The sequence below is a fragment of the Frankia sp. R82 genome (assembly GCF_023716925.1).
In the GTDB taxonomy this organism is placed as follows: domain Bacteria; phylum Actinomycetota; class Actinomycetes; order Frankiales; family Frankiaceae; genus Frankia.
The window spans coordinates 21,578-44,871 of sequence record NZ_JAMQQG010000016.1; the positions used below are offsets into that span (position 1 = coordinate 21,578).

Here is a 23,294-nt window from a genome sequence, read left to right on the forward strand (position 1 = left end):
CGAGGGCGCGAAGGCGCGGGACCACGGGGTCAGCGACCGCCGCGGGGGTCGAAGGCGTCGCGCAGGCCGTCGCCGAGCAGGTTGAAGGCGAGCACCGTGGCAAAGATCGCGAGCCCCGGCGCCAGCATGAAGATCGGTTCGATGCTGTACCAGCCGTGCGACGACGTGGCCAGCGAGTCCCCCCACGACGCCGTCGGCGGACGCACTCCGACGCCCAGATACGACAGCGCCGCCTCGTTCAGAATGTTCGTCGGAATGAGCAGTGTGGCGTACACCAGGACAGGTGCGGCAACGTTCGGCAGTAGCTCACGGAAAATCACCGCGGACGTCCCCATGCCGAGCGACCGGGCCGCCTCGATGAACTCTCTTTCCCGCAGTGACAGCACCTGCCCGCGCACGATCCGCCCGATGTACGGCCAGGCGAATATTCCGATGACGAACACCAGTACCCCGATACGCAGCCCCGACCCGGAAAGTCCGAACGCCCGGTTCGGAATCACCGCCACGATCGCGATCGCGAACAGCACCGACGGTACCGACAACAGCAGGTCCATCAGCCGGGCGATCACCGTGTCCCACAGCCCACCGAGGTAGCCCGCGAGCATTCCGAGAACCGTCCCGATGACCACCGCCGTGGCCGTCGCCAGCAGCGCCACCAGCAGCGAGACCCGGGCCCCGTAGACGGTGCGGCTGAAGATGTCCCGCCCGTTGACCGGCTCCACCCCGAACAGGAAGTGCCAGCTCATGCCCCCGAACCGCCCCCGGGGAGCGGCGGTGTTCGGATCAAGGAGCTCGTAGTGCGGTTCGTTCGGCGGATGCCCCAGAAGCCTGACGATCAGCGGTGCGAAAGTCGCCGTGAGGGCAAGGAGAACCAGGAATACCAGGCTCGCCATCGCCACTTTGTTGCGCCGAAGTCGACGCCATCCTGACTGCCACAGTGAACGCCCCGCTATCGGCGCCTCCACCGGCGCGGCGACGGCATCGACCATCATCTGTCCCGGCGGTGCCGTCAAGATTCACCACCTCCCGCCCACAACTGAGAAAAAGCTCGACCTGGTCCGCCGAGGGACGCTAGACCTCGCTGGCGGAACTGAATACCCGGCGGAGGTGGTTGTCGAGGAAACTTTTCTCAGTTGGCACACAGGAAGCCTCAGATGTGCGGCTCGATGCGCGTCTGACACAGGCTCAAGACATCGTTGTAACGGAACCCGGACCATCGGCGTCCCGCGGCGCCCTGTAGTCGCCTGCCCATCACGCCAGGAAACACTCACCACGCCGCGCTGTTGCTGCGGACGGTGATGACTACCGCAATCGGTGGCGTCCCGGCTCCGGGCAGGGATGGTGCCATCCGCCGACGCTGCGTCCACGGCTGCCTGTCGACGCCCGACGGCCTGTCGACGCCCGCGGGCCTGTCGCCATTGGGGGGCCTCGGGTCCCGAGCAACCCATCACATCTGCTGATCACGGCCGCGGGCTTGGCGGGATGGAGGTGGCGGTATCACTCTTTGTATGACGATAAGTTCCGAGGGTGATGTGGGCGCCCGATGATAGATCATTTGGCTGGCGATGGGCGCGCGGCCTTGGCGGTCTTTTGTGGATCATTGGCGGTCTTTTGTGGATCAAAGGCCTGCTGCTGCCAGGGTCCGAAGCTCGGTCGCTGAGCACGGTCATAGCCGGGGTGAGCGACCAACCTTCACCAGGTGCCCCCGAATCCGGCGGTAACCAGGCTGCGGGACGCGCGGGGTGGCAGGACGGTGACGATTCAGCGATGCCCAGGGTGGCCAGTGATTCACAAGAAGCGGCTCACGGCATGTCTCGCGTCGGCCGCACCTTCACCCTCCGCCTATGACGTTCCGTGGCTATCCGAGTGCCTGGTGTGTCTTCCGTTGCTCGTCGTCGCGGCCTGGGGCTTCGGAGGTGGGCCCGCGCCTGCGCCGCGACCGTGATCGACGACGCTGTCACGGTCGCTGTTCTCGCTATGCGGACGAAACGCTCGCCGGACCCTACAGAGCGAACGGCACCAGCCTCAGTGGCACAGGCAGCCGACAAGCCGGACAAAGAAAAACCGCGACGGAGCGCGATAAGGCTACCATCTGTAATCAGGGGAAATCCGAGCGTATCCTTGGGGTGGAGTGGCTGGGAATTTTCTCCAGGTGATCGCCGCGGCCGGGCCGCGGAATCCGAAGAGGCCGAGGAAACGGAGCCCGCGTGCGTTCGTGACGCACGGTCGCGCAGCGCTGGCCGCCAGGCAGCGACCACACGAGACCCGCTCTTAGTGGGATGACCGTGCGTGACGCTTGGACCTGCGGTGGCGCGTGGCGGCGGCACCTCGGGTCGCCGAGGGGCGTAGTCCGGCCAGTGCGGCGGAATCCAGCATGGAATCGTCAGCGGCACCGCGGCCAGTCTCGCCGGTGTGGCCAGTCTCGCCGGTGCGGCCGAGCCCGCCTGTGTGGCTGAGCTCACCTGTGTGGCCAGTCCCGCCGGTATGGCGCGTCCCGCCGGTCCGAGCGCCGAGGGCGGGCAGGTCGGGATCATCGAGACGCTCGGGATGGCGCGTGGCCTGGTCGGCGCGCTGGTCGGCGCGCTGCTCGGCGAGGGTGCGGGTGCCTGGGCCTTCGACGAGGCCGTCGGGGACGTGGCGTTCGGGGGGCGGGCCGAGCGGTTGGGGCGGACGCAGGCTCGTCCAGAGGCTGTAGAGGCGGCTGTAGCCGTGGGTCATCCGGAAATGCCAGTCGAGGTCGCCGGGGCTGGTGAACGTGGCGGCGCAGTCGAGGTCGGTGCGTGGACACAGGTAGGTCGTCACGTCGGGCTCCCTCCGTCCCTGACGACATACCCACAGCTCACAGGGGGTATCCGCGCCGATCGTGGACGAAGCGGGAAGCGGCCGAGGGCTCGGCCCGGCAGGGGAGCGGGTACAGGAACATACGGGACGGAGTGGGATGTTGCAGGCGTACTACCGAAGTGTTGCCGCAGGCGTGCCGTGGTCGATGCGGTGGGCGGGTGCGGAGCAGACTGGGGATATGTCGACCACGCCGCCACCGTCGTCCAACCCGTCTGCCCCGTCCGCGCAGCCGGTGACCTCGGGCCCGGGTGGGTTGCGGCTGCCGGTGGCGGCGCCGAACGCCGAGGCCGAGGTGGTCGAGCTGTGCGCGGAGCTGCTGCGCTTCGGTTCGGTGAACCGGGGCGACGGCGACGGGCGGGAGCGTCCGGCCGCCGAGTACGTGGCGGCGAAGCTCGCCGAGGTGGGGATCGAGCCGACCATCCTCGAGTCCGAGCCGGGGCGCACCAGCGTCATCGCGCGCATCAAGGGGGCGGATGCGAGCCGGGCGCCGCTGCTCGTCCATTCGCATCTGGACGTGGTGCCGGCCGACGCCAGCCAGTGGCGGGTCGGGCCGTTCTCCGGCGAGGAGCTCGACGGCTGCCTGTGGGGGCGCGGTGCCGTCGACATGCTCGACATGGTCGCGATGACCCTGGCCACCGTCCGTGACCTGGTGCGCAGCGGGCGCAAGCCGTCCCGGGACCTGGTGGTGGCGTTCCTGGCCGACGAGGAGGCCGGTGGCGTGCTCGGCGCCCGGTGGCTCGTCGACAACCATCCGCAGCACTTCGCCGACTGCACCGAGGCGATCGGCGAGGTCGGCGGATTCTCCTACACCGTCTCCGACGACCTGCGCCTCTACCTCATCGAGACGGCCGAAAAGGGTCTGGCCTGGATGAAGCTCACCGCCACCGGCCGCGCCGGCCACGGCTCGATGATCAGCGACGACAACGCGGTCACGGCGCTGTGCGAGGCGGTGGCGCGCCTGGGTCGCCACGAGTTCCCGATCGTGCTCACCGACACGGTGCGCCGCTTCCTCGGCGAACTCGGCGATGCGATCGGCGTCCAGTTCGACCTCGACGATCTGGACGCCACCGTCGCCAAGCTCGGCCCGGTCGCCCGCATGATCGGCGCGACGCTGCGCAACACCGTCAACCCCACCCAGCTCGCCGCCGGGGAGAAGGTCAACGTCATCCCCGGCGAGGCCGTCGCCTATGTGGACGGCCGCTACCTGCCCGGCCAGCAAGAGGAGTTCCTCCGCCAGCTCGACGAGATCCTCGGCCCCGACATCCGCCGCGAGTGGGTCGTGCTCGACGACGCCGTCGAGACCGGCTTCGACGGCCCGCTGGTCGACGCGATGGCCGGCGCCCTGCGCGCCGAGGACCCGATCGCCCGCCCCGTCCCCTACATGCTCTCCGGCGGCACCGATGCGAAGTCCTTCTCCCGGCTGGGCATCCGCTGCTTCGGTTTCTCCCCCCTGCTGCTGCCCGCCGACCTCGACTTCTCCGGCATGTTCCACGGCGTGGACGAGCGCGTCCCGCTCGAGTCGCTGCGCTTCGGCGTCCGCGTCCTCGACCGCTTCCTGCGCGCCTGCTGACGGACATCACGGCCACACGGAATATCACTCCTTGTGAAAGGCTCATCGGCTCGTTGTGACATGATGGGAATGTGACCGATGACGCACTGGCTGCCCTCGGCCTGAACCGGCCGGCCGAGGACTCCCGCGTCGGCCCACCGCCGCGCACCTACGCCTACCTGGTGCAGGTCAGCGCCGATGGTTCCCACTGGAACGCCGACTGGACGGAACCCTCCGGCGGCTTCGAACCCGAAGCGCGCCCCGCGGCAGGGGCCACCGAGATCGCCCGCCGGGTGCTGCGGCGTCGTTTCCTGCAGGTCCGGGCGGACGGCGACCCGCACCGTCACAGCATGTGGTTCCGCGTCGACGTCTGGTCCCTCGATCCCGCCACCCCGTGCCACGACCCCGCCGCGCACAGTGTCAACGGAGCGGTCAGATCCACCACCCGCGCCCACCACAAGCTCGGGGCGATCGCGCTCTCTGGCCGCCACCTGCTCTCCGGCGGCATCCCCCCGGACGCGGTCGAGATCCGCACCCCGGCCCAGGCCCGCCGCGAGATCGACGGCTGACCCGCGCGACACCGAGCCCGCACCCGCACCCGCGTCCAAACCCAAACCCAAACCCGGACCGCCGTGCGTCGCGGCGAGGCCGGTCAGGTCGGCAGATAGCCGGGCAGCCCGCCGGGGCGCCGCCGACGGCGCAGGATCGCGCGGCGGGAACCGTCCGGGAACAGCCGGAGCCGATCCAGCTCCCAGTCCCCGAACTCGGCGTGCATCGTGAGGATCTGCACCGCGGCCCGGCGGTCCGTGCCCGGCGGCATGTACAGCTTCTGGTATTCGAGCTCGACTCCAGCCAATGTGACCTGACCTTGTACGACGAGCGGACAACAGTTACGGAGAGCGGACAACAGTTCGGACGGACGGGCACTGCGGACGCGGGTGACTGCGGACGGGCAGGAACTGCGGCAGCCGACGGTGCATCGGCGACGGCTGCGAGCGACCTGACTCCGCCGCGTCGAGAATCGACACTTACCACCGTGCGGTCCCACCACGTTAACCGTCCCGCTACCTCCTGCAACGTATCCGGACGCGATCCGCGTCCGGAAGTTGTGGGTTCCGCCTCTGCCGTGGTGGGCCGCCGGTCGCCACCGAGGCCGTCCGAAGGCTACTCTCCGTATCGCATTCCTTGGAAAATTTGTTATTTATGCCCGATATTTGCCTAGGTGGCGGCTACATGGGTCGCCGTGGTCGTATTCGTGTCCGTTTTGCTGATCGCGCGCGACCCGCGGGGGTTCCCGTGCGGGCCGGTCGACTGCGCGGGCCGTGAGGGTTGTCCGGTGCTGGCGGCCCGCCCCGGTTGACGGGTTCGAGCCGAAGGCTCCTGGCGGATGAGCCCTCGAGCCGGCCACGAGGACGGCGAGCCCGAACCCAACCGGTTCCGCGCAACCGTCCCGGTGCTCTGTTGGCGAACCGGGAGCAGTGGGATGAGTACCGGCAGCACAAACCGCCAAGCTCGAACCGCCGAAAGCAGGCCTCGGGGAGGATGACTCGTGCCCACCGCCTCGTCTGCCGAGTCTGACCCCGACCTCGGACCGGGCTCCGACGCCGAACGTCCGACGGACACCCTGGTCGGCCAGTGCGTGCCGGCGACGAAGTCCCAGTCCTGGATTGGCACGGTGTAGTCGCTGTCCTCCAGATGCCAGGCGATCCACCGGGCCCAGTCGGCGTCCGCGTCGGTATAGAAGACAAAGAAATCCCAGGTGGACTCACCGTGACGATCTTGCTCCACGGTGCGCCATCATGTCGTGCCGTGTCCGGTCGGTCGCAGATGGCTGGCTGTCGGGCCGTTTTTTGTGGATCAAGGAACTGCTGTGGTCGGGGTGCGATGTGTGGTCGCTGGGCACGGTGATAGTCGGGCTGAGCTACCACGGTTCGGGGGGTGACTCCCGGCATGGTGGCAGGGGTGCGGCCACCTACACGTCCAGTGGTTTCGCGGTGGCAATGTGTGGATGGCGAGGGTGATCGAGGATCCATGAGATGCGCCCTGGCGACCGCTGGCACCGGGCAGGCCCGTCGGGTGCGTCGGGTCCGGCCAGCATGCCCACCTGGCAGGCCAGGGACGTCAGCCAAGGACGTCAGGCCAGGCCAGGGATGCCAGGCCAGGCCAGGGCAGGCCAGGGATGCCCGGCCAGGGACGTCAGGGGACGTAGGCGAGGGTGAAGGCGAGGGTGGCGTAGAGGGTCATCGCGGTGGTGGCGGCGACCAGGGTTGCGGTGAAGATCTCACGGCGGGCCGTGACCAGGGCGGCGACCAGCAGGAACGGGAAGGCGCCGTAGAGGTAGCGCTCGCCGGAGTCGAGGTTGCTGCCGGTGAGCACGGCGACGAGCACCAGGGTGCTCCACAGCGCGTACGAGAAGGGGAGCCGGCGGTACATCACGACGAGGCCGACGACGGCGAGCAGGATCCACGGGACGTGCAGGGCGGTGCCGAGTTCGCCGTGGAACGCGCCGCTGGCGGCGTGCCACAGCACCGCGAGCGGGTTGCTGGTGGCGCCGTGACGGGCGGCGTCGCGCTGCATGGTGAAGGGGGCGAAACCGTCGCCGTAGGTGTGCGCCGACCAGGCGACGTAGATCCCGGCGCCGACCAGCGGGGCGAGTACCGCCGCCACCTGCCAGCCCACGGACGCCCCGCGCAGCCGTCCGCCGGGTCGCCAGAGACTGCCCGGCGCAGCGGTCAACGATGCCGACGTGGACGGCGAGGAAGGATCAGCCGAAGCCGAAGCCGAAGCCGAAGCCGAAGCCGCCGAAGCCGAAGCCGCCGTGGCCAAAGCCGCCGTGGCCGAAGCCGAAGCCGAAGCCGCCGAAGCCGAAGCCGCCGTGGTCGAAGCCGAAGCCGTGGTGGCCGTGGCGGGGTGGGCGGAGGCGGCGTGTGGGGAGGAGACGTTGCCGAAGGGAGAGGAAACCCCGGTGGGCCGGGGGGGTGGGCCGAGGCGGCGGGTCAGGGGCAGTGACCAGGGCAGGGTGCGGGCGGCCTCGATCGCGACCGGGATGACGAGCAGGACGCCCAGCGGGCGGCACAGGCCGCTGAGCAGGCCGGCGAGGGCGGCGAGTTCGAAGCGGCGGGTCCGGGCACCGAGGAACACCGCGACGGCCAGCAGGCCGGCGAGCGCCTCGGCGTAGCCCATGACCAGCACGAACGCCGGCGGTGCCAGGGCGGTGAACCAGATCAGGCGAAACGTCGCGTCCTCGCCGAGGCCCTCGACGGCGGCAAGGCGCACCAGCGCGAGCGCAAGACCAAGCGCGCACACGTTGACGATCACCAGCAGGATGGGGCCCTCACGCCCGGCCGCACCCGGCAGGTGCGCGAGGCCGCGCACCAGCATCGGCAGCAGCGGGAAGAACCGGCGGCTCTCCGCGCCGGCGCCGCCATAGCCGGACTCGGCGATGGTGCGGTACCAGCCGGCGTCCCAGCCGAGCAGGCCGGTGGTGCGCAGGGTGACGTGCTGCGTGCCCTGGGCCTGGTCGGCGATGAAGTGGGTCATGGCCAGCGCCGCGCCGACGACGACCCGGGCGGCCAGCCAGGCGAGCAGCACCTCGCGCCAGCGCCACGGGTCCGGGCGCCGGCGTGCCCCGGTGTGCCGCCCACCGTCCCGTCGCGTCCCGCGTCGTTCGTCCACCACGACAGCGGACGTGGACGCGGCGGACGCGGGGGACGGCGGGGCGGCGGTCATCCTAGGAGGCCTGGAAGCGCAGCAGGGCGTAGTTCTCGTAGACCTTCGCTGGCAGGCCCTGCTTCATGACCTGGTCGGCGTGCGGGCGGGCCTGCGCGAGGGTGGTCTGCACCTCGGTGCACAGGTCCTCGTACGTGCGGTACGCCCCGGAACCGGCGAGGAACACGGTGTGCCCGGGACCGGCCTCGGCCAGAGCGCGCCGGGCGATCTCGCGTCCGTCGGCGTTTTCGTTGCGCTGCTCGTAGTCGACCCAGTCGACCCGGTCCGGCGGCGCGTACGTCGGCACGACGTACACCTTCAGCCACGAGGGGACGGTGCGCGACAGGCCGGGACCGATCTGGTCGGGGCAGACGAGCATCACGTCGCCGGGACGGGCCAGCCGCTGCAGCACGTGGGCGGCCTCGGTGGCCTGCGAGCGCTCCCGGTGGACGTCCGAGGTGCCGGCCAGCAGGCCGATGGCCGCGGCGACGGCGATGACACCCTGGAAGATCCGCCGGTCGCCGATGACCGTCGAGCCGAGGCCGAGCACGAGCAGGAACGGGACGAACGCGGTGGCGGTGTAGCGGTCGGCCCAGGCGTTGCCGACGAGCTTGCCGGCGGTGACCGCGACGAACAGGGTGCCGGTGGCGAGGAAGAACAGGGTCCGGCCGGGTTCGCGTCCGCGCAGGTCGATGAGCAGGAACCGGCCGCCGGTGGACTGCCCGGCCAGGCCCGCGGCGGCCAGCCCGGTGACGAGGAACAGCAGCAGCCGGCCGAGGGTGGTCGGTCCGCCGGCCCACTGGCCGTAGGCGTGGGAGATCGCGGCGTAGCTCGCCGGCTCACCCCACGGCGTGCCGGTGTGGGCGAGCTGGTCGAAGAAGCTCGGCAGCCACGGGGCGAACACCAGGCCGCCGCCCACCAGGCCGATCAGCGCGTAGATCGGCCCGCGCCGGGCGGAGGCCACACCGGCCGACGCCGTGCCCGACGACGCACCACGTCCCCCTGACCGATGGCTACGCGCCCCGCCTGCGGGTCGCCCCACCGGTCCCACGCCTGCGGACGAGCCCAGGCCCGTACCCGCCGCCGTCGGCGAGCCCAGGCCGGTCCCGCCCCCGGTCGCGGGATAGACCCTGATGCCCGCGCCGCCGAGTCCGTCGACACCGTCCGTGCCATCACCGGTTCCGGGAGCCTGACCGGTCGTCCCGCCGCGGCGGGCTCGTCGGGCCCGGTACCAGGGTCGCAGGAACAGCAGGCCGAGCAGCCATACACCGACGGTGACCAGCAGGTACAGACACCAGTAGTGGGTCAGGGCGAGGCAGCCGGCGGCCACCGCGAGCCCGATCACCGATTTCGCCGACGGGGCGCGCAGCACCCGTTCGAGGGCCACGCCACCGAGTGCGGTCAGCAGCACGATAAGGCTGTACATCCGGGTCTCGGTGCCGAAGTACAGCGCGAACGGCGAGGTCAGATAGAGCACCACGCTGACCCGCGCGCCCCGCTCGCCGATCACCCGCTGCGCGACCACGTACAGCGGCCAGGCCGCCAGAATGTTGATCACCGCGGACAGTGACCGTACGGCCAGGGTGCTCTCCCCGAACACGGAGATCCAGCCGTGCAGCAGCAGGTAGTACAGCGGCGGCGAACCGTCCTGGAGCAGGCCGTCCCACAGGGTGGTGCCGGCTCCGGACAGCGGCAGGCGGGCGATCGCCACGCTCTGCGCCTCGTCCAGCCACAGGGCCTGGGTGGCGGTGAACCGCACGATCACCGCGGCGGCGACGAGTGCGCCCACCACGATGGTGAACGCCCGCCCCGCGCGGCCGGATGCGTTGCCGACCTGGTCGACCGGTTCGGGCTTGTGCTCCGCCGGGCGCACCGCGACGTCCGTCACGGCAGTTCCTTCCGTCCACGTGGTCCGCGGTGCGGGCGGGTCAGCCGGGTCGGCGTCTCGTCGACCGGCGGGCAGGGCCCGCACCCGCAGGGCTGGTTTCGTGCGGGCTGGTTTCGTGCGGCGGACCCACGCGCCCGGCGGGTCCGGACGGGTGCGGGGGTCAGGCCGCGGTTGCCGCCGGGCATGCGCCACCGACCGGCCGATGATGCGAAGATCACCAGCCGGCGGAGGACCACACCCCGGCACCTAGTCTGGCGGTGCCCACCCACCCCGGCATGCCGGGAGGTGGACGCCGCCCACGTCTTGACGTGCTGACGGTCCGGTCGGCGCCGTCAGGTGTCGGCGCTGACCGGACGCCCGGGTCAGCGCTTGGTGGAGGAAACCTCCTCGTGGTAGTCCTCCTCGACGTTGACCTCCCACACGTCGTGGTGGGTGCCGTCGACGATGTTCTCGACGGTGAGCATGGCGGTCAGCATCGAGTGGTCCTGGTTGTTGTACCGGTGCATGCCGTTGCGCCCGACCGGGTGCACGTTCGGCGTGTTCTCGGCCAGCCAGGCCCGGATGATGTCCACATTCTTCTTGTACTGCATGTCATAGTACGGGTACGCCTTTGGCATACGGACGACATAGCCCGCCTCGACCTGGTTTGACCGGATCAGGCCGAGTTCGACGAGTTCCCGGGTCGCCAGCGCGACGAGGTCCTCGTCCGAGCTGCTCCACGTCTCGTCGCCCTCGAAGACGAAGTACTCCAGGCCCAGGCACGTCTTGCCGTCCTTGACCAGGAACGGCGACCAGGATGCGAAGTTCTGGATCCGGCCGACCTTCACCGTGGGCGCGTGAATGTAGATCCAGTTGTCCGGGAATCCGGCGGACTCCGGCACCACCAGCGCCACGGTGAGGAAGTCGCGGTACTTCAGCGCGTTCGCCGCGGCGAGCACGTGCGCGGGTGCCGGCGGGTCCATCACCTTCACCAGCGACGAGAACGACATCGAGGAGATGAACTGGTCGCCGGTGTACTGGTACTCGCTGCCCAGGTCCGTGCGCGAGGACTCGGGCGCTCCCGCTCCCGGCCCGTACCCGCCGATGACCTCGGTGGTCACCCCGGTGGCACGGCCGTTCTCGTGGTGGATCTTACGGACCTTCTCCTCGAAGACGACCCGCCCGCCCTGCTTGACGATCTTGTCGGTGGCGGTCTCCCACATCATGCCGGGTCCGTACTTGGGGTACTGGAACTCCTCGATGAGGGACGTGATGTCCTTCTGGTTCCGCTTCGGCAGCACCGCGTTGACGATGGCGTTGAACATCGACAGGCTCTTGATGCGCTGCGCCGCCCAGTCCGAGGGCATCTCGTTGACCGGCACCCCCCACAGCTTCTCCGTGTAGGTCTTGAAGAAGGTGCGGTACAGCCGCCACCCGAAGCGGGCGACCAGCCAGTTCTCGTAGTTGCTCTGGTCCTTCGGCGGACGCACCCGGGCCGCGGCGTAGGACGCGATGCAGCGCGCCGCCTCGACCACCCCGAGATTGCCCAGCGCGTTCGTCGCCTTCAACGGGTAGTCGAAGAACTTGCCGTTGTAGTAGATACGGCTCGACCGCGGCCGCAGCAGGAAGTCCTCGTCGGGGAGGATCTCATGCCACAGCTTCTCGACCTCGGGAACCTTCGTGAAGAAACGGTGGCCGCCGATGTCGAAACGCCAGCCGTCGCGCTGCGCGGTACGACTGATTCCGCCGACGACCGAGTCACCCTCGATAATCGTCACGGGCACGTCCCGTTTCACCAGCTCCCAGCCGGCGGTCAGGCCGGCCGGCCCGGCCCCGATGACGACTACCTCTGGCTTTTCGGTCACTGTGCCGGACCTCTCCTCAACACACCTGCATGGTCACTCCCGAGCCGATGCCGATGCACCGGTCCATGGGGGCGCCGGACCCTGGGGCCGGCCACGGGGTGAGTCTTGCACGTGTACGGCTGTGATCCACCCCCACCCCCTTGCCGTTCCGTGCCAGCCAACCGTGGTACGCGGGGCACCCGGCGCGGCCCCGCACCGATCCCCCGGGATGGGGGTGGTCGGCCTCTGGGATCGTGCGGTCATGGCTCCTGTGCGCCGATGCGGCGCGTGACGTCCCGGCGCGGCCAGGTCCGGGACGCCCACCTCACGCTGGCTGCCCCCGCCGCCGGGGCACCGGCCGCCGGCTCCCGGCCGGTGCTGGCCGCGGTGCTGGTCAGCTGGTGTGCGCTGGCCTGGGGAATCGCGGCCAAGGACGGGCGCTACGGCGCCTGGGCGATGGCCGCGATCGGCATCGGCGTCACCGCCGCCACCTGCGCCACGTGGTGGGCCCGACCACGTCCCCGTGGACCTGCGCCGATCGGGCCCCGGCCACTGGACGCACGCCAGCAGGCCGGAGGGGGCGAGTCGGGCGGACAGCGCCTGTCCTGGGCGCTCGTTGCGCTCACCGTCGGGCTGGGTCCGCTGGTGCGCCATCCCCGGTACTACGCCAGTGGAACACCGGCCGCCGCCGCCGACTTCCTCGCGGCCTGCGCCGGCCTGCTGGCCGCCGCCACCATCGCCCGGGGCGCCAGTGGCACCCTCCTGGGCCGCCGCAGTACCGGGGCGGCGGGCGGACAGCCGCGCCGGTGGACGGCCGGGTCCACCGCGGTGTTCCGGACGGTGCTGACGCTGGCCGGTGCGGCCGGGGTGGCCACCATCCGGGCCGCGCCCGCGCCGCGCATCGACGTGTTCCACCTGCTGCAGGTCTCCACGGTGGGGCTCGTTCACGGCGCGGACCTGTACCGCCAGCAGTGGGCGCCGGACCGGGCGTCCTACGGCCTCGACGGCCTGTTCGACGTCTACCCGTACCTGCCGTGGACGTCCGTGCTGCTCGCCCCGGCCCGGCTGTTGCTCGGCGACGTCCGCTACGGTCTGCTCGCCGCCCTCGCCATCGCCGCGATCTGCGCCCGCCGGCTGGGCGCCGCCCCTGGCTCGCCTGGCTCGCCTGGTCCGGACGGGGGAGCGGCGGCGGGCGCGGTCGGGCTGCTGCCGCTGCTGGTGGTGATCCTGCCCGAGTCGATGTACGCGCTGCAGCAGTCGTGGACCGAGCCGCTGCTGATCGCCTGCCTGGCCGCCATGGTGCTCGCGGTGGCCCGGGGACACCCCCGGGTGGCGGTCGTCGCGTTCGCGCTGGCCCTGGCGTCCAAACAGCATGTGACGCTGCTGGTGCCGGTCGCGGCGGCCTGGCCGGCGTTCGGCGTGCGGCGCACGGCGGTGAGCGCGGGCACGGCGCTGCTGCTGGTCGCGCCCTGGCTGGTCGCCGGCCCACGCGACTTTGTCGACGATGCCGTGACCACGAACCTGCACTACCGGGTCCTCGGCCACTCACTGTCGGTACCGGGCTGGGCGTCCCATTTCGGCGTGACGCTCGGTTTCGGACCGGCGCTGGTCGTGCTGGCCGCGGCCTATGTGCTGGCCTGGCGGGCCCGGGGCGACGCGGGCGGGTTCTGTCTCGGCGGCGCGCTCGTCCTGCTCGGCGCGAGCCTGATGAACAAGCAGACGTTCTTCAACCACTACACGCTGCCGATGGGCCTGCTCGTGCTCACCGCCGTGCTGCTCACCAGCCCAACGCCCACAGGGCGATACCGCGAGGTCGTCGTTGACCCGCCGCACCGCCCTGGTGGTGAGACCACCGGGTGAACGCACCCGGCCTGGTTGTCCGGCGAGATCAGGTGGCGGCGTCGGCCTGCCTGCGGGCCCGCTCGCCGTAGAGGATGGCGGGCTCGAGCCCGTCCAGTGTCGGGATGCGCAGCGCGTACAGCTCCTCGCGCCCCACCCGCTCGGCCTGGGCGACGATCTCATGCTCGTCGTAGTGGACGGAGAAGAACTTCCCGGACACCGCGTCGGCCCTGCCGGAGGCGAGGAACGTGGCCAGCTCCGCGGCGCGCTCCGGCGGGTACCAGCCCTTGTCCTCCAGCTCGTGGCCGGGCGGGAAGATCCAGGAGAAGGTGTCCGGTGGGTTTGCCGCGAGGGTGTCACGGATGGGCCACAGCGGGTCGGTCAGCTTGCTGAGCACATTGCCCGGCGTGATCGAGAAGACCGACACGCCGCGGCCTTCCAGCTCCAGGGCGAGCATTTCCGAGAAACGGATGATCCCGGTCTTGGAGACGCCGTAGGGAACCAGGAACGGCATGCCGACCATGCCGGCGCCGCTGGCCACGTTGATGATGTGGCCGTGACCGGCCTCGAGCATGCCCGGCAGCACCAGGCGGCTGAGGTGGATCGCGGCGATCAGGTTCAGGTTCAGGCCCTTGACGATGGCCTCCGGATCCATCTTCTCGAACCTGCCCGACGTGCCGGGGACGCCGCCACCGGCGTTGTTCACCAGAATGGTCGGCGTACCGAACTCGGACGTCGTGAAGTCCAGCAGCGCCTGGACGGAGGGCAGGTCGGTCACGTTGGCCGTATGCGCCGCCGCCCGCCCGCCCGCGGCCCGGATGAGGGACGCCGTCTCCTCGATCTCGTCCGTCGAGCGGGCCGAGACCACGACGGCCGCGCCCTCCTCGGCGTAGCGCAGGGCGATGGCGCGGCCGATGCCGCGTCCGGCACCGGTGACAACGGCCACCTCACCAGCGAGCTGACTCATCAGTCGATCACCTTTCGTGATGTGAGTTCTGCCGGTGGAATCGGGGATTCCGATCCCCGGCGGGCAGACCGTCGGCGACGGCTGCCAGGTTCTGTTTCCGCACCGCCGGGCACGCGCATCCGGATCGGCCGGGTCAGCCGGCGCCGGGCGGGCGGGACGACCGGAGGTCACGCAGCAGGTACTCGTCCATGACCGCGGCGACCGTCCGCGTGCCGTCGAGGAAGAGCCTGATGTCGTCGCCGATTGTGCTGGCGTTCTGCTGCCAGGTCGCCTCGGTCACGTCGCCGCCGAAGAAACGGGCCGGATCGAGAACGTCCTCGAGCGACGCGAAGCCCTCCTCGCTGAGCGCGTCGAACGGCTCGCCCTCGACCAGCGGACCGTCGGGTGTCGGCCGGCCCGTCGCCGGCACGACGCGAGCGACCACGTTGCGGACGTAGGTGCGCGCCGGATGGATACGCAGGGACATCGGCTGGTGCACGTCGATCCAGTGCCGCACGAGCTGGTCGTGGGTCAGCGACGGCAACCGGTACAGCAGCGCGGCCACCGTGTGGCCTGGCTGCGGCCGGGTGGCGCTGACCGGCCGGGAGCCACCCCACCGGACGACGGCCTCCGTCACGACAGCGGCCACATGGTCCGGCCAGACGTCGGCGACGAGGGCGGCGACGTCCCCGGTGTCCTCGCCCGCCTCGACCCACACCGACAGCGCGGCGACGAAGCGACGGGTGACGGGCTCGCTCCGACGCTGCCACCGGTCGGTCGTCTCGCGGTCCTCGACCCGCACGGCGATCCCGGGGCAGCGGTCGGCGGGCAGCTCGCCCAGCAGCCGGTGGTTGAACTGCACGACGTCGGCAGGGCTGAGCGCGGGGATGTCCCCCGGCTGGTGGGCGACGAAGACGACCTTCTCCATGGCGCTCCCTTGCGATATCGGTGTGGAACCCGGTCGGACGGGGCGGGGCGCCCCTAGCGCGCGGCCACCGGCCGGATCAGGGTCAGCGACGGCAGCAGGAGGTGATCGACGAATCCGGCGAGGTATTCGGGGGTGACCTGGATGCCTTCGAACAGGGCCCGGGCGGGCATCATGGCCATGAAGGCGAGCGGGCCGAAGTCGAGCGCCGGGTTGCCGGGTGCGATCTCGCCGCGTTGCACCGCGCGGTCGAGGATCTCGCGCAGGATGCCATGGAACGGGGCGAACAGCCGGCGGCGTAACGCGGCGCCGAGATCCGGATCGGTGTGGCAGGCGTGGGCGAGGCCGGCTAGCAGTGGTGCGTCGGTCGGGGCGACGTCACCGAGGACCGTGGTCATCGCCATCAGATCGCCGCGCAGACTGCCGGTGTCGATGCGGGCGGGGGCGGGGTTGTCGTGGTGCAGGGCCTCGACGACGAGGTCGGCCTTGCCCTGCCACTGCCGGTACAGCGTGGCCTTGCTGACCCGGGATCGGGCGGCGATTCCGTCCATGGTCAGGCCGTCGTAGCCGAGTTCGATCAGTAGTTCGATCACGTCGGTGTAGATCTCCCCGACCCGTTCGGCGCTCAGTCGTCGGCTGCCCGCCGGCCGGACCCGCGTCACCGCTGGCCCCGCGGGACGAGCCCCGCTGTCGCTGTCCGTCATGGTCTCACCCCTTCGTTCCACCGAACGTCGCTCGGGAACGAAACGGTACCGTACCAAAAGTGCACAGGGAAGAGGTGCGGTGGACTACGGAGGATCGACACCTGCGCGATCCGGTCACCATTTCGCCACTCGACCACTCGACCACTCGACCACCCGTTCACCCGATCGGGCCGAGCGGATGGGTGGGTGGGTGGTCGAGTGGCCCGGGGCGGGACGACGTCGGGTGGCGCGCGGGTGGGGCTGCTCAGCGCAGGGTGGAGAAACGTTCCAGGGACGCGCCCTCGTACAGGTCGCGCTGGTAGACCTGCACAGTGCGGTCGCGCAGGGTGGCAAGCTGGTCGGAGAGCACCGCGCATGCGCCCTCGAGGAACCGGTAGCCGTCGGCGCGCACGAGCAGCACAGCATGGTCGGGGCCGGCGAGCTCGTTGACCTCGGCGGCGAACGCCGTGCCGTTGGCATGGCGCATCCGGTCGGGGTAGTCGACCCAGTCCACGAGCGAGGGGCCCGAGGAGTCCGCGTAGACGATCTCGCGCACGGTCGGCGGGCCGTGTCGGCTCAGCGCCCGGTGCACCGCGGGGCCGAGCTGGTCGGGGCAGTAGGCGACGACGTCGCCGGGGCGGGCCAGCGCCACGATCCGTCCGGCGATCTCCCCGGCCTGGGTGCGTTCGGTGCGGGCCAGCTGCCAGCCGCCGATCAGCCCGCTGCCCACCGCCAGCACCAGCACGATCGCCCGCACTCTTGTCCCGGGCAGCACGGCGATGCCGAGTGAGGCGAGCATCAGGCAGGCCGGCAGCGCGATGCCGGTGTACCGCTCGGCGTACGCGCTGCCGCCGAACGCGTTCACGAAGTAGGCGAGCACCAGCGGTGCCAGCCAGATCGCCGCAAGATAGCGTCCCGGCACCCGCCCGGTGACCCGAACCGCAAGCTCCCGACCGCCCGCGGGACGGGCGGTGAACCCGATCAGGGCCCCGCCGAGCAGCACCACGCCGAGCAGCGCTCCGGTGGACTGCGGCCCCGCCCAGTCGAACACCGTGTCCAGCAGCACCTGGGCCTGCACCTTGGGTGCCCACGGAGTACCGGTGTGCAGCATCTGGAAGGCGAACGACGGCATCCACGGCGCGAACAGGACGGCCGACGCCGCCATCGCCGCGAACGCCCGCAGCGTCACCCGCCGGTAGTACGGCCGCCGCCGGGCCTGCAGCAGCAGGAACGCCGCCACCGTGAAGATCAGCAGGAACGTCCAGTAGTGCGTGTAGACCAGCGCGGTCGTTGTAAGTGTGAGCTGCCCCAGCCGCGGCAGACTCGACCGTTCCAGCGCCCGCACCGCGGTGAACCCGAACACCAGCACCAGCAGCACGACCAGCGAGTACATCCGCGTCTCGCTGCCGTACCGGATGGCGTAGGGAGAGCAGGAGAACAGCAGCAGCGTCGCGACGGCCACCCAGGTCGGCGCATCCGACCCGGCGTTGCCGGCACCGGACGCGATCCGCCCGACGCGGCGTCCGGCCAGCCAGGCCATCGGCAGAGTGAGCAGCGACAGCACGCCGGACAGCGCCCGCACGGCCACATCGCCGTCGCCGAACACCGCGATCCAGACATGCAGCAGCAGGTAGTACAACGGCGGTGAACCGTCGTGCCGCAGGGCGTGCAGCAGATCCGGGACGGGCAGCGAGGCGATCGCCACGGTCAGCGACTCGTCCAGCCACAGATGGCTCGGCGTCGCGAACCGCAGGACCGCGCCGACGGCCACGGCGAGTCCGACCGCCAGCATCAGGAGCGCGCGCGTATGCCCGCAGGCCAGCACCCACAACCGCCGCCAGCCCGGCCCGCCCCCCCCGACCCGTGTCTGGGTCTCGACCTGTGCCGGCGACTCGACCTGTGCCGGGGTCCCGACCTGTGCCGGGGTCCCGACCTGTGCCGGGGTCCCGACCTGTGCCGGCGACTCGGCCTCGGCGGGAAGCCCGCCGGCAGTGGCCGGCCCCGCGTGGCGGGACGATCCGGTGTCGCGGGACGGCGGGGCCGCGGGGACCAGCTCGGTGTGCTGGGTCAGCCCGGCGCTGGGGGCCAGCCTGGCGTCCGGGCCGGACTGGGCAACTTTCGGCTCGGACGACGAGCCATTGGTAGGTGGCGGGCTGCCACCGAAGGATGGCACTCTGCCCTCGAGAGGTTGAGCGCGGCCGGGTTCGCGGGGGCCGGGCAGCAGCGCCGGTCCCGGACCGGCCTCGCTGCTGTCCGCCGCTTCTGCATCCACGATGGGAACGCTACCCATCCTCTCGCCGCACGATCTTGCCTCCTGCCCGGGGCGCGTACGCGCCCGGGGCAGGGCGCGCCAGCCGTGGCGACGTCGGCCTCGTCGCCGCACCCTCAGCTTGTCATCCGACGGTCACCGTACGGCCATCGGGCCGTCCCCGGCGACCCACCGTCTCAGACGGGGACACACCCCTGCCACATCAAGGGAGACAACATGGGCGACCTCTCGGTCAGCCGTTCCCGGCAGCCTCGTCCGGGCTGCTGGGCCTGCGGTAGTCGATGGACGGTTCCAGCCCGGTCAGGGTCGGGATGCGCAGGGCATACAGCTCCTCGCGTTCCACCCGCTCTGCCTGCGCGACGATCTCGTGCTCGTCGTAGTGGACGGAGAAGAACCGGCCGGTCGCCGCATCGGCCTTGCCGGAGGCGAGAAACAGGCACAGCTCGGCCGACCGTTCCGCCGGATACCAGCCCTCGTCCTCCAGGGCATGCCCCGCGGGAAAGACCTTCGGGAAATCGGGCGGCGGGTTGTTGATGAGCTCGTCGCGGTGGGGCCACATGGGCTGGGTCAGCTTGCTGAGCACATTGCCGGGCGTGATCGAAAAGACGGAGATGTTGTGTTCCTGCAGTTCCAGGGCAAGCATTTCGGAGAACCGAATGAGGCCCGTCTTCGAAACGCCGTAAGGCACCTGGTAGGCCATGCCGATCATGCCGGCTCCGCTGGCCACGTTGATGATCCGTCCCTGCCCGGCCTCGAGCATGTCGGGCAGCACCAGACGGCTGGCGTAGATCGGGGTGAGCAGGTTCAGGTTGACCCCGCGCAGGATGCCCTCGGGTTCCAGCAGGCTGAACCGACCCGATGTGCCACGGCCACCACCACCGGCGTTGTTCACCAGCAGGGTGATCGGGCCGAACTCGGACCGGGCGAAATCCAGAACGTCCCTGAGTGCGTCCAGGTCGGTCACGTCGGCCTGGCGGGCTGCCGCCCGGCCGCCGGCGGCCCGGATCAGGGCGACCGTCTCCTCGATCTCCGCGATGTGGCGGGCGGTGACCACGACCGCCGCCCCCTCTTCGGCGAACCGCAGCGCGATCGCGCGTCCGATGTTGCGGCCACCACCGGTGACGACGGCGACCTGACCTGCGAGCTGACTCATGAGCTGGTCACCCTTCTGACCTGTGTGTTGTTGACGGACCCAGGGGGTCCGAGACGGTGGTCAGCGTCGTCGGGCGTTCGTTCGGCGTGTTGTTGACGGACCCGGGGGGTCCGAACCTCGGGAGGACGGCGCGTCGGCGACGCCTGCCGGCGGTCCTCGACCTGCAGCGTGATCCCGGGATACCGCTCGGCGGCAAGCTCGCCGAGCAGGCGGTGGTTGGGGCGCACGACGGCGGACAACGGCGTTCGGTGAGCGGGCCGGCTACGAGGCACCGGGCGGCGTACCGTCTGCGACCGCCGACGATCGGACATCCGACGGCGACACGTCTGACGACGGCGACATCGTCGGTGGTGATCCGACCAGCGACGGCAGCAGGAGGTGATCGACGAATCCGGCGAGGTATTCGGGGGTGACCTGGATGCCTTCGAACAGGGCCCGGGCGGGCATCATGGCCATGAAGGCGAGCGGGCCGAAGTCGAGCGCCGGGTTGCCGGGTGCGATCTCGCCGCGTTGCACCGCGCGGTCGAGGATCTCGCGCAGGATGCCATGGAACGGGGCGAACAGCCGGCGGCGTAACGCGGCGCCGAGATCCGGATCGGTGTGGCAGGCGTGGGCGAGGCCGGCTAGCAGTGGTGCGTCGGTCGGGGCGACGTCACCGAGGACCGTGGTCATCGCCATCAGATCGCCGCGCAGACTGCCGGTGTCGATGCGGGCGGGGGCGGGGTTGTCGTGGTGCAGGGCCTCGACGACGAGGTCGGCCTTGCCCTGCCACTGCCGGTACAGCGTGGCCTTGCTGACCCGGGATCGGGCGGCGATTCCGTCCATGGTCAGGCCGTCGTAGCCGAGTTCGATCAGTAGTTCGATCACGTCGGCGTAGATCTCCCCGACCCGTTCGGCGCTCAGTCGTCGGCTGCCCGCCGGCCGGACCCGCGTCACCGCCGAGCCCTCAGGTCGAGCCCCGTCACCACCGTCTGCCACGGCCTCACCCCACCGTCATCGTCGTCACCGCCATCATCGCCCAGGAACGGAACGGTACAGTTTCGCTGGCCGTGGCACCACAGGTGCCCAGGTCCGCATCCGTGTTCTGATCTTCGCCGAGCCCCGCCCTGTCTCGGATCTGCGCTTCCGTCTTGGGGTCGTGCCTCCGTTGTGGGCTGTGCTTCCGTCTTGAGTCGTGCCTCCCTTGGGGCCCTCGCCTGGATGCCTTGCCCCGGTGTCCTGCATCGATGCGTTTGCTCGCCGCCCCGGAGTCCCGAGTTCCTGTGGCGCAGCACGAAGTTCCTTGGAGTTTGTGTCGTGACCTGACGTCCAGACTGGCTCCGGGCGCGGTCGCGCCGCTACCTCGTCGGCCGTCGAAGCTACCCTGATCGCCTCGCGCCGAGACCTTGATCACGTCTTGCCGAGGGTTAGTGAAGACCTGGGGCCCTGGATCCTTCACTACGCCTCGGCAGGATCGGCGACGGCGTCAGACTCCTCGACGTTGTGGTCGTCCGGGGTGGGCCGCCGCCCGGCCAGGTAACAGACCCTGGCAGCGGCCTGGGGTTTTTCGGTGTTGCGGTGGTCCAGGGCGGTTCCTCGGGTGGGTGGCGGGGACGGAGCCGGGGTGCGCTGTGCGGCGGCGGAGGTCGCTGTCGTGCTGACCTCATGCGGAGGCTTGTTCGGGTACATGTGGAGGGCTGTTCGAGGATCAAGCGGGTCATTTCCCGAATAACCCTCCACGTCTGGCCGGAATAGCCGGAATGGCCGGAATAGCCGGGATGACCGAGGTGGCGGGGAGGTAGGGAGATCAGGCGGGGCGCAAGGGCGTCAGGGAGAGTCGTTGAGGTCGTCGTCGAGGTCGTCGTCGGAGTCGTCCTCGAGCTCACCGGCCTCGTGGCCGGCCAGCAGCGGGCCGAGCGACGTCGTCCGGCGGCGTCCGCCGGAGGTGCGCACGGCGTGGCGGACGGCCGGGCCGTTGACCGCCACGATCGACAGGTGGCTCGCCGCCCGGGTCAGCGCCGTGTAGATCAGCGGACGGGTGAGCATCCGCCCGGCCTCCGGTGGGAAGACGGCGACGACGGCCGGCCACTCGCTGCCCTGGGCCCGGTGCACGGTCACCGCCCAGCCCAGGCGCAGGTCGCCGAGCAGGCCGGCGGGCACCTCGACCGTCCCGCCGGGGAAGGCGACTCGCAGCGCGCCGCGATCGCCGAGGGCGACGACCGTGCCGATCTCACCGTTGGCGAACCCGATGTCGACGTGGTTCGCCGTGGCCACCACCCGATCACCGATATCGAACCCCGAGGCCGAGCCGCCGGAGCCCGCCCCACCGCCACCGCCACCTGCCCCAGCTCCAGCGCCGGACGTGCCCCCGGGGTTGAGGACGCGCTTGAGGGCCGCGTTCAGCGCCGTGGTGCCGGCGGGACCGGCGTGGACAGGGGTGACGACCTGGATGTCGGCGACCGGGATGCCCAGGGCCCGCGGGATGGAGTCGGTGACGAGCTGCACCGTGCGGTGGGCGGCTTCGCCGGAGCTCTTCGCGGGCACGACGACGACCTCCCGTCCGGCATCGGGGGCGGGTGGCGGCAGTTCCCCGCCGCGCACCGCGGCCGCCAGCGTCGCGATACCTCCACCGTCCACCTGTCGGTAGAGCCGGCGCAGTTCCGTCACCGGCACCTCACCCCGTGGATGCGGGTCGGCCGGGCCGTCCTCGGGATCGGTGCCGGGCGGGCTGCCGTCGGCGGGGCCGCGGGCCAGTCCGTAGTCGAGCAGGTCGGTGAGGACCTGGCCGGGGCCGATGCTCGGCAGCTGTGCGGGGTCGCCGACGAACATCAGGTGGGTGCCGTCGGCGCAGGCGTCGAGCAGGGCCGCGGCGAGCTCGGCGTCGAGCATGGACGCCTCGTCGACGACCACCAGATCGGCGTCGATCGGATTGTGTTCGCCGCGGGCGAAACCGGCGCCGCGGCCCTGGGCACCGAGCAGGCGGTGCAGGGTGCTCGCCGGTGCGCCGCAGAGCTCCTCGAGACGCTTGGCGGCCCGTCCCGTGGGCGCGGCGAGCGCCACCTCGGCGCCGGCCGCCTCGGCCAGGCGGACCACGGCGGCGACGGTGCGGCTCTTGCCGGTGCCCGGACCACCGGTGAGCACGCTCACCCCCGACTCCAGCGCTGCGTGGGCCGCGCGCAGCTGGACCTCGTCCAGTCCGCGCACGGCGTCGTCGGCGTCCCTGGTCGCATCGGGGCCGGAGGCGTCCGCGGCGGCACCATCCAGGCCGGCGCCGGCAGTGGGGATGACACCGGAGTCGGAGCGATCGGCGTTGCCGGCGTCCGGGTCGGCTGGGGTGTCGTCGTCCGACGGGCCGTCGTCGAAGCTCAGCTCGGTGGCCGGCGGCGGGGCGGGGACGGACGGGGTGGCGTCGGTGCCGGGGGAGTCGTCGTCGGTGTCGCCGGTGGAGTCGGGGCGGCGGCGAACCCGGGGCTCACCGGCCCGCAGCGGCTCTGCGGTGGCGATGAGGCGTTCGACGCCGTCGGCGATGGACTGTTCGGCCATCGCATAACGCTCGAGGGCGATGCGGTCGGCGACGGCGAGGATCCGTCCGTCGTCGAACGCGTCCTGCAGGGCGGCCCGCGGGTCGGCCACGCCCTCCCGGGCGGCGGCGGCGAGCACCGGATCGACGGGGGCGGCCGTGTCCCCGGCC

The 23,294-nt window shown here is 71.0% G+C and carries 18 protein-coding genes and 1 pseudogene; 4 read left to right on the forward strand and 15 right to left on the reverse strand.

Features of this window, described 5'->3' with window-relative positions; genetic code table 11:
- Window positions 1-29 precede the first annotated feature (29 nt).
- Both ND747_RS04810 and ND747_RS04815 read right to left on the reverse strand, forming a co-directional pair.
- Window positions 30-992 (reverse strand): ABC transporter permease, encoded by a 963-nt coding sequence (locus tag ND747_RS04810; RefSeq protein WP_308204557.1) that lies wholly within the window; start codon window positions 990-992, stop codon window positions 30-32.
- Between the two features lie 1,279 nt (window positions 993-2,271).
- Window positions 2,272-2,802, reverse strand: a complete 531-nt coding sequence (locus ND747_RS04815; protein ID WP_251732113.1) for a hypothetical protein — start codon at window positions 2,800-2,802, stop codon at window positions 2,272-2,274.
- Between the two features lie 217 nt (window positions 2,803-3,019).
- Here ND747_RS04815 and ND747_RS04820 point away from each other — a divergent pair, with 217 nt between their 5' ends.
- A complete protein-coding gene (locus ND747_RS04820; protein WP_251732115.1) occupies window positions 3,020-4,411 on the forward strand; it encodes a M20/M25/M40 family metallo-hydrolase in 1,392 nt (463 codons plus the stop codon).
- Between the two features lie 71 nt (window positions 4,412-4,482).
- Window positions 4,483-4,959, forward strand: coding sequence for a hypothetical protein (locus tag ND747_RS04825; RefSeq protein WP_251732116.1), 477 nt, complete (start codon window positions 4,483-4,485; stop codon window positions 4,957-4,959).
- A gap of 83 nt (window positions 4,960-5,042) precedes the next feature.
- On the opposite strand, the gene ND747_RS04830 is transcribed toward ND747_RS04825, so the two are convergent.
- Window positions 5,043-5,246, reverse strand: coding sequence for a DUF5703 family protein (locus ND747_RS04830; protein WP_163550860.1), 204 nt, complete (start codon window positions 5,244-5,246; stop codon window positions 5,043-5,045).
- 693 nt (window positions 5,247-5,939) lie between these two features.
- Between ND747_RS04830 and ND747_RS29675 the strand changes: the two genes are divergently transcribed.
- Window positions 5,940-6,071: a hypothetical protein gene (locus tag ND747_RS29675; RefSeq protein WP_308204558.1), complete on the forward strand. Its 132-nt coding sequence runs from the start codon at window positions 5,940-5,942 to the stop codon at window positions 6,069-6,071.
- On the opposite strand, the pseudogene ND747_RS29680 reads toward ND747_RS29675, so the two are convergent.
- From ND747_RS29680 to ND747_RS04850, 4 genes and pseudogenes are all read right to left on the reverse strand, one after another.
- Window positions 6,071-6,178: pseudogene (locus ND747_RS29680) on the reverse strand (hypothetical protein); the annotation flags it as partial. The gene ND747_RS29675 and the pseudogene ND747_RS29680 sit on opposite strands and share 1 nt — an antisense overlap.
- 408 nt (window positions 6,179-6,586) lie before the next feature.
- Window positions 6,587-8,119, reverse strand: a complete 1,533-nt coding sequence (locus tag ND747_RS04840; RefSeq protein ID WP_251732118.1) for a hypothetical protein — start codon at window positions 8,117-8,119, stop codon at window positions 6,587-6,589.
- 1 nt (window position 8,120) lies between these two features.
- Complete coding sequence (locus tag ND747_RS04845) at window positions 8,121-9,986, reverse strand: glycosyltransferase family 39 protein (RefSeq protein WP_251732119.1); 1,866 nt, start codon at window positions 9,984-9,986, stop codon at window positions 8,121-8,123.
- Window positions 9,987-10,348: 362 nt separating this feature from the next.
- A complete protein-coding gene (locus tag ND747_RS04850) occupies window positions 10,349-11,830 on the reverse strand; it encodes an NAD(P)/FAD-dependent oxidoreductase (RefSeq protein ID WP_251732121.1) in 1,482 nt (493 codons plus the stop codon).
- 267 nt (window positions 11,831-12,097) lie between these two features.
- On the opposite strand from ND747_RS04850, the gene ND747_RS04855 reads away from it, so the two are divergent.
- Window positions 12,098-13,669 (forward strand): glycosyltransferase, encoded by a 1,572-nt coding sequence (locus ND747_RS04855; RefSeq protein WP_251732123.1) that lies wholly within the window; start codon window positions 12,098-12,100, stop codon window positions 13,667-13,669.
- Window positions 13,670-13,697: 28 nt separating this feature from the next.
- Here ND747_RS04855 and ND747_RS04860 read toward each other — a convergent pair whose 3' ends face one another.
- The 8 genes from ND747_RS04860 to ND747_RS04895 all read right to left on the reverse strand — a co-directional run.
- Window positions 13,698-14,615: an SDR family NAD(P)-dependent oxidoreductase gene (locus ND747_RS04860; RefSeq protein WP_251732125.1), complete on the reverse strand. Its 918-nt coding sequence runs from the start codon at window positions 14,613-14,615 to the stop codon at window positions 13,698-13,700.
- Window positions 14,616-14,748: 133 nt separating this feature from the next.
- On the reverse strand, window positions 14,749-15,522 hold the full coding sequence (locus ND747_RS04865) for an EthD domain-containing protein (protein ID WP_251732127.1): 774 nt from the start codon (window positions 15,520-15,522) through the stop codon (window positions 14,749-14,751).
- 53 nt (window positions 15,523-15,575) lie between these two features.
- Window positions 15,576-16,223, reverse strand: a complete 648-nt coding sequence (locus ND747_RS04870; RefSeq protein ID WP_251732128.1) for a TetR/AcrR family transcriptional regulator — start codon at window positions 16,221-16,223, stop codon at window positions 15,576-15,578.
- Window positions 16,224-16,467: 244 nt separating this feature from the next.
- Window positions 16,468-18,474 (reverse strand): hypothetical protein, encoded by a 2,007-nt coding sequence (locus tag ND747_RS04875; RefSeq protein WP_374216143.1) that lies wholly within the window; start codon window positions 18,472-18,474, stop codon window positions 16,468-16,470.
- Between the two features lie 229 nt (window positions 18,475-18,703).
- Window positions 18,704-19,624 (reverse strand): SDR family NAD(P)-dependent oxidoreductase, encoded by a 921-nt coding sequence (locus tag ND747_RS04880; protein WP_251732132.1) that lies wholly within the window; start codon window positions 19,622-19,624, stop codon window positions 18,704-18,706.
- Window positions 19,625-19,885: 261 nt separating this feature from the next.
- The gene (locus ND747_RS04885; RefSeq protein ID WP_251732134.1) at window positions 19,886-20,602 is read right to left on the reverse strand and encodes a TetR/AcrR family transcriptional regulator; all 717 of its coding nucleotides are present in this window, start codon (window positions 20,600-20,602) and stop codon (window positions 19,886-19,888) included.
- Window positions 20,603-21,061: 459 nt separating this feature from the next.
- Window positions 21,062-21,292 carry a hypothetical protein gene (locus tag ND747_RS04890; RefSeq protein ID WP_251732136.1) on the reverse strand — a complete coding sequence of 77 codons (231 nt, stop codon included), beginning with the start codon at window positions 21,290-21,292 and terminating at the stop codon, window positions 21,062-21,064.
- Window positions 21,293-21,430: 138 nt separating this feature from the next.
- The coding region (locus ND747_RS04895; protein WP_251732138.1) for an ATP-dependent RecD-like DNA helicase at window positions 21,431-23,294 on the reverse strand (1,864 nt) is incomplete at its 5' end.

Coding starts and splice junctions, on each gene's coding strand:
- ND747_RS04810 (WP_308204557.1), bottom strand. CDS start 992: ATGATGGTCGATGCCGTCGCCGCGCCGGTGGAGGCGCCGATAGCGGGG.
- ND747_RS04820 (WP_251732115.1), top strand. CDS start 3,020: ATGTCGACCACGCCGCCACCGTCGTCCAACCCGTCTGCCCCGTCCGCG.
- ND747_RS04840 (WP_251732118.1), bottom strand. CDS start 8,119: ATGACCGCCGCCCCGCCGTCCCCCGCGTCCGCCGCGTCCACGTCCGCT.
- ND747_RS04860 (WP_251732125.1), bottom strand. CDS start 14,615: ATGAGTCAGCTCGCTGGTGAGGTGGCCGTTGTCACCGGTGCCGGACGC.
- ND747_RS04865 (WP_251732127.1), bottom strand. CDS start 15,522: ATGGAGAAGGTCGTCTTCGTCGCCCACCAGCCGGGGGACATCCCCGCG.
- ND747_RS04870 (WP_251732128.1), bottom strand. CDS start 16,223: ATGACGGACAGCGACAGCGGGGCTCGTCCCGCGGGGCCAGCGGTGACG.
- ND747_RS04880 (WP_251732132.1), bottom strand. CDS start 19,624: ATGAGTCAGCTCGCAGGTCAGGTCGCCGTCGTCACCGGTGGTGGCCGC.
- ND747_RS04890 (WP_251732136.1), bottom strand. CDS start 21,292: ATGTACCCGAACAAGCCTCCGCATGAGGTCAGCACGACAGCGACCTCC.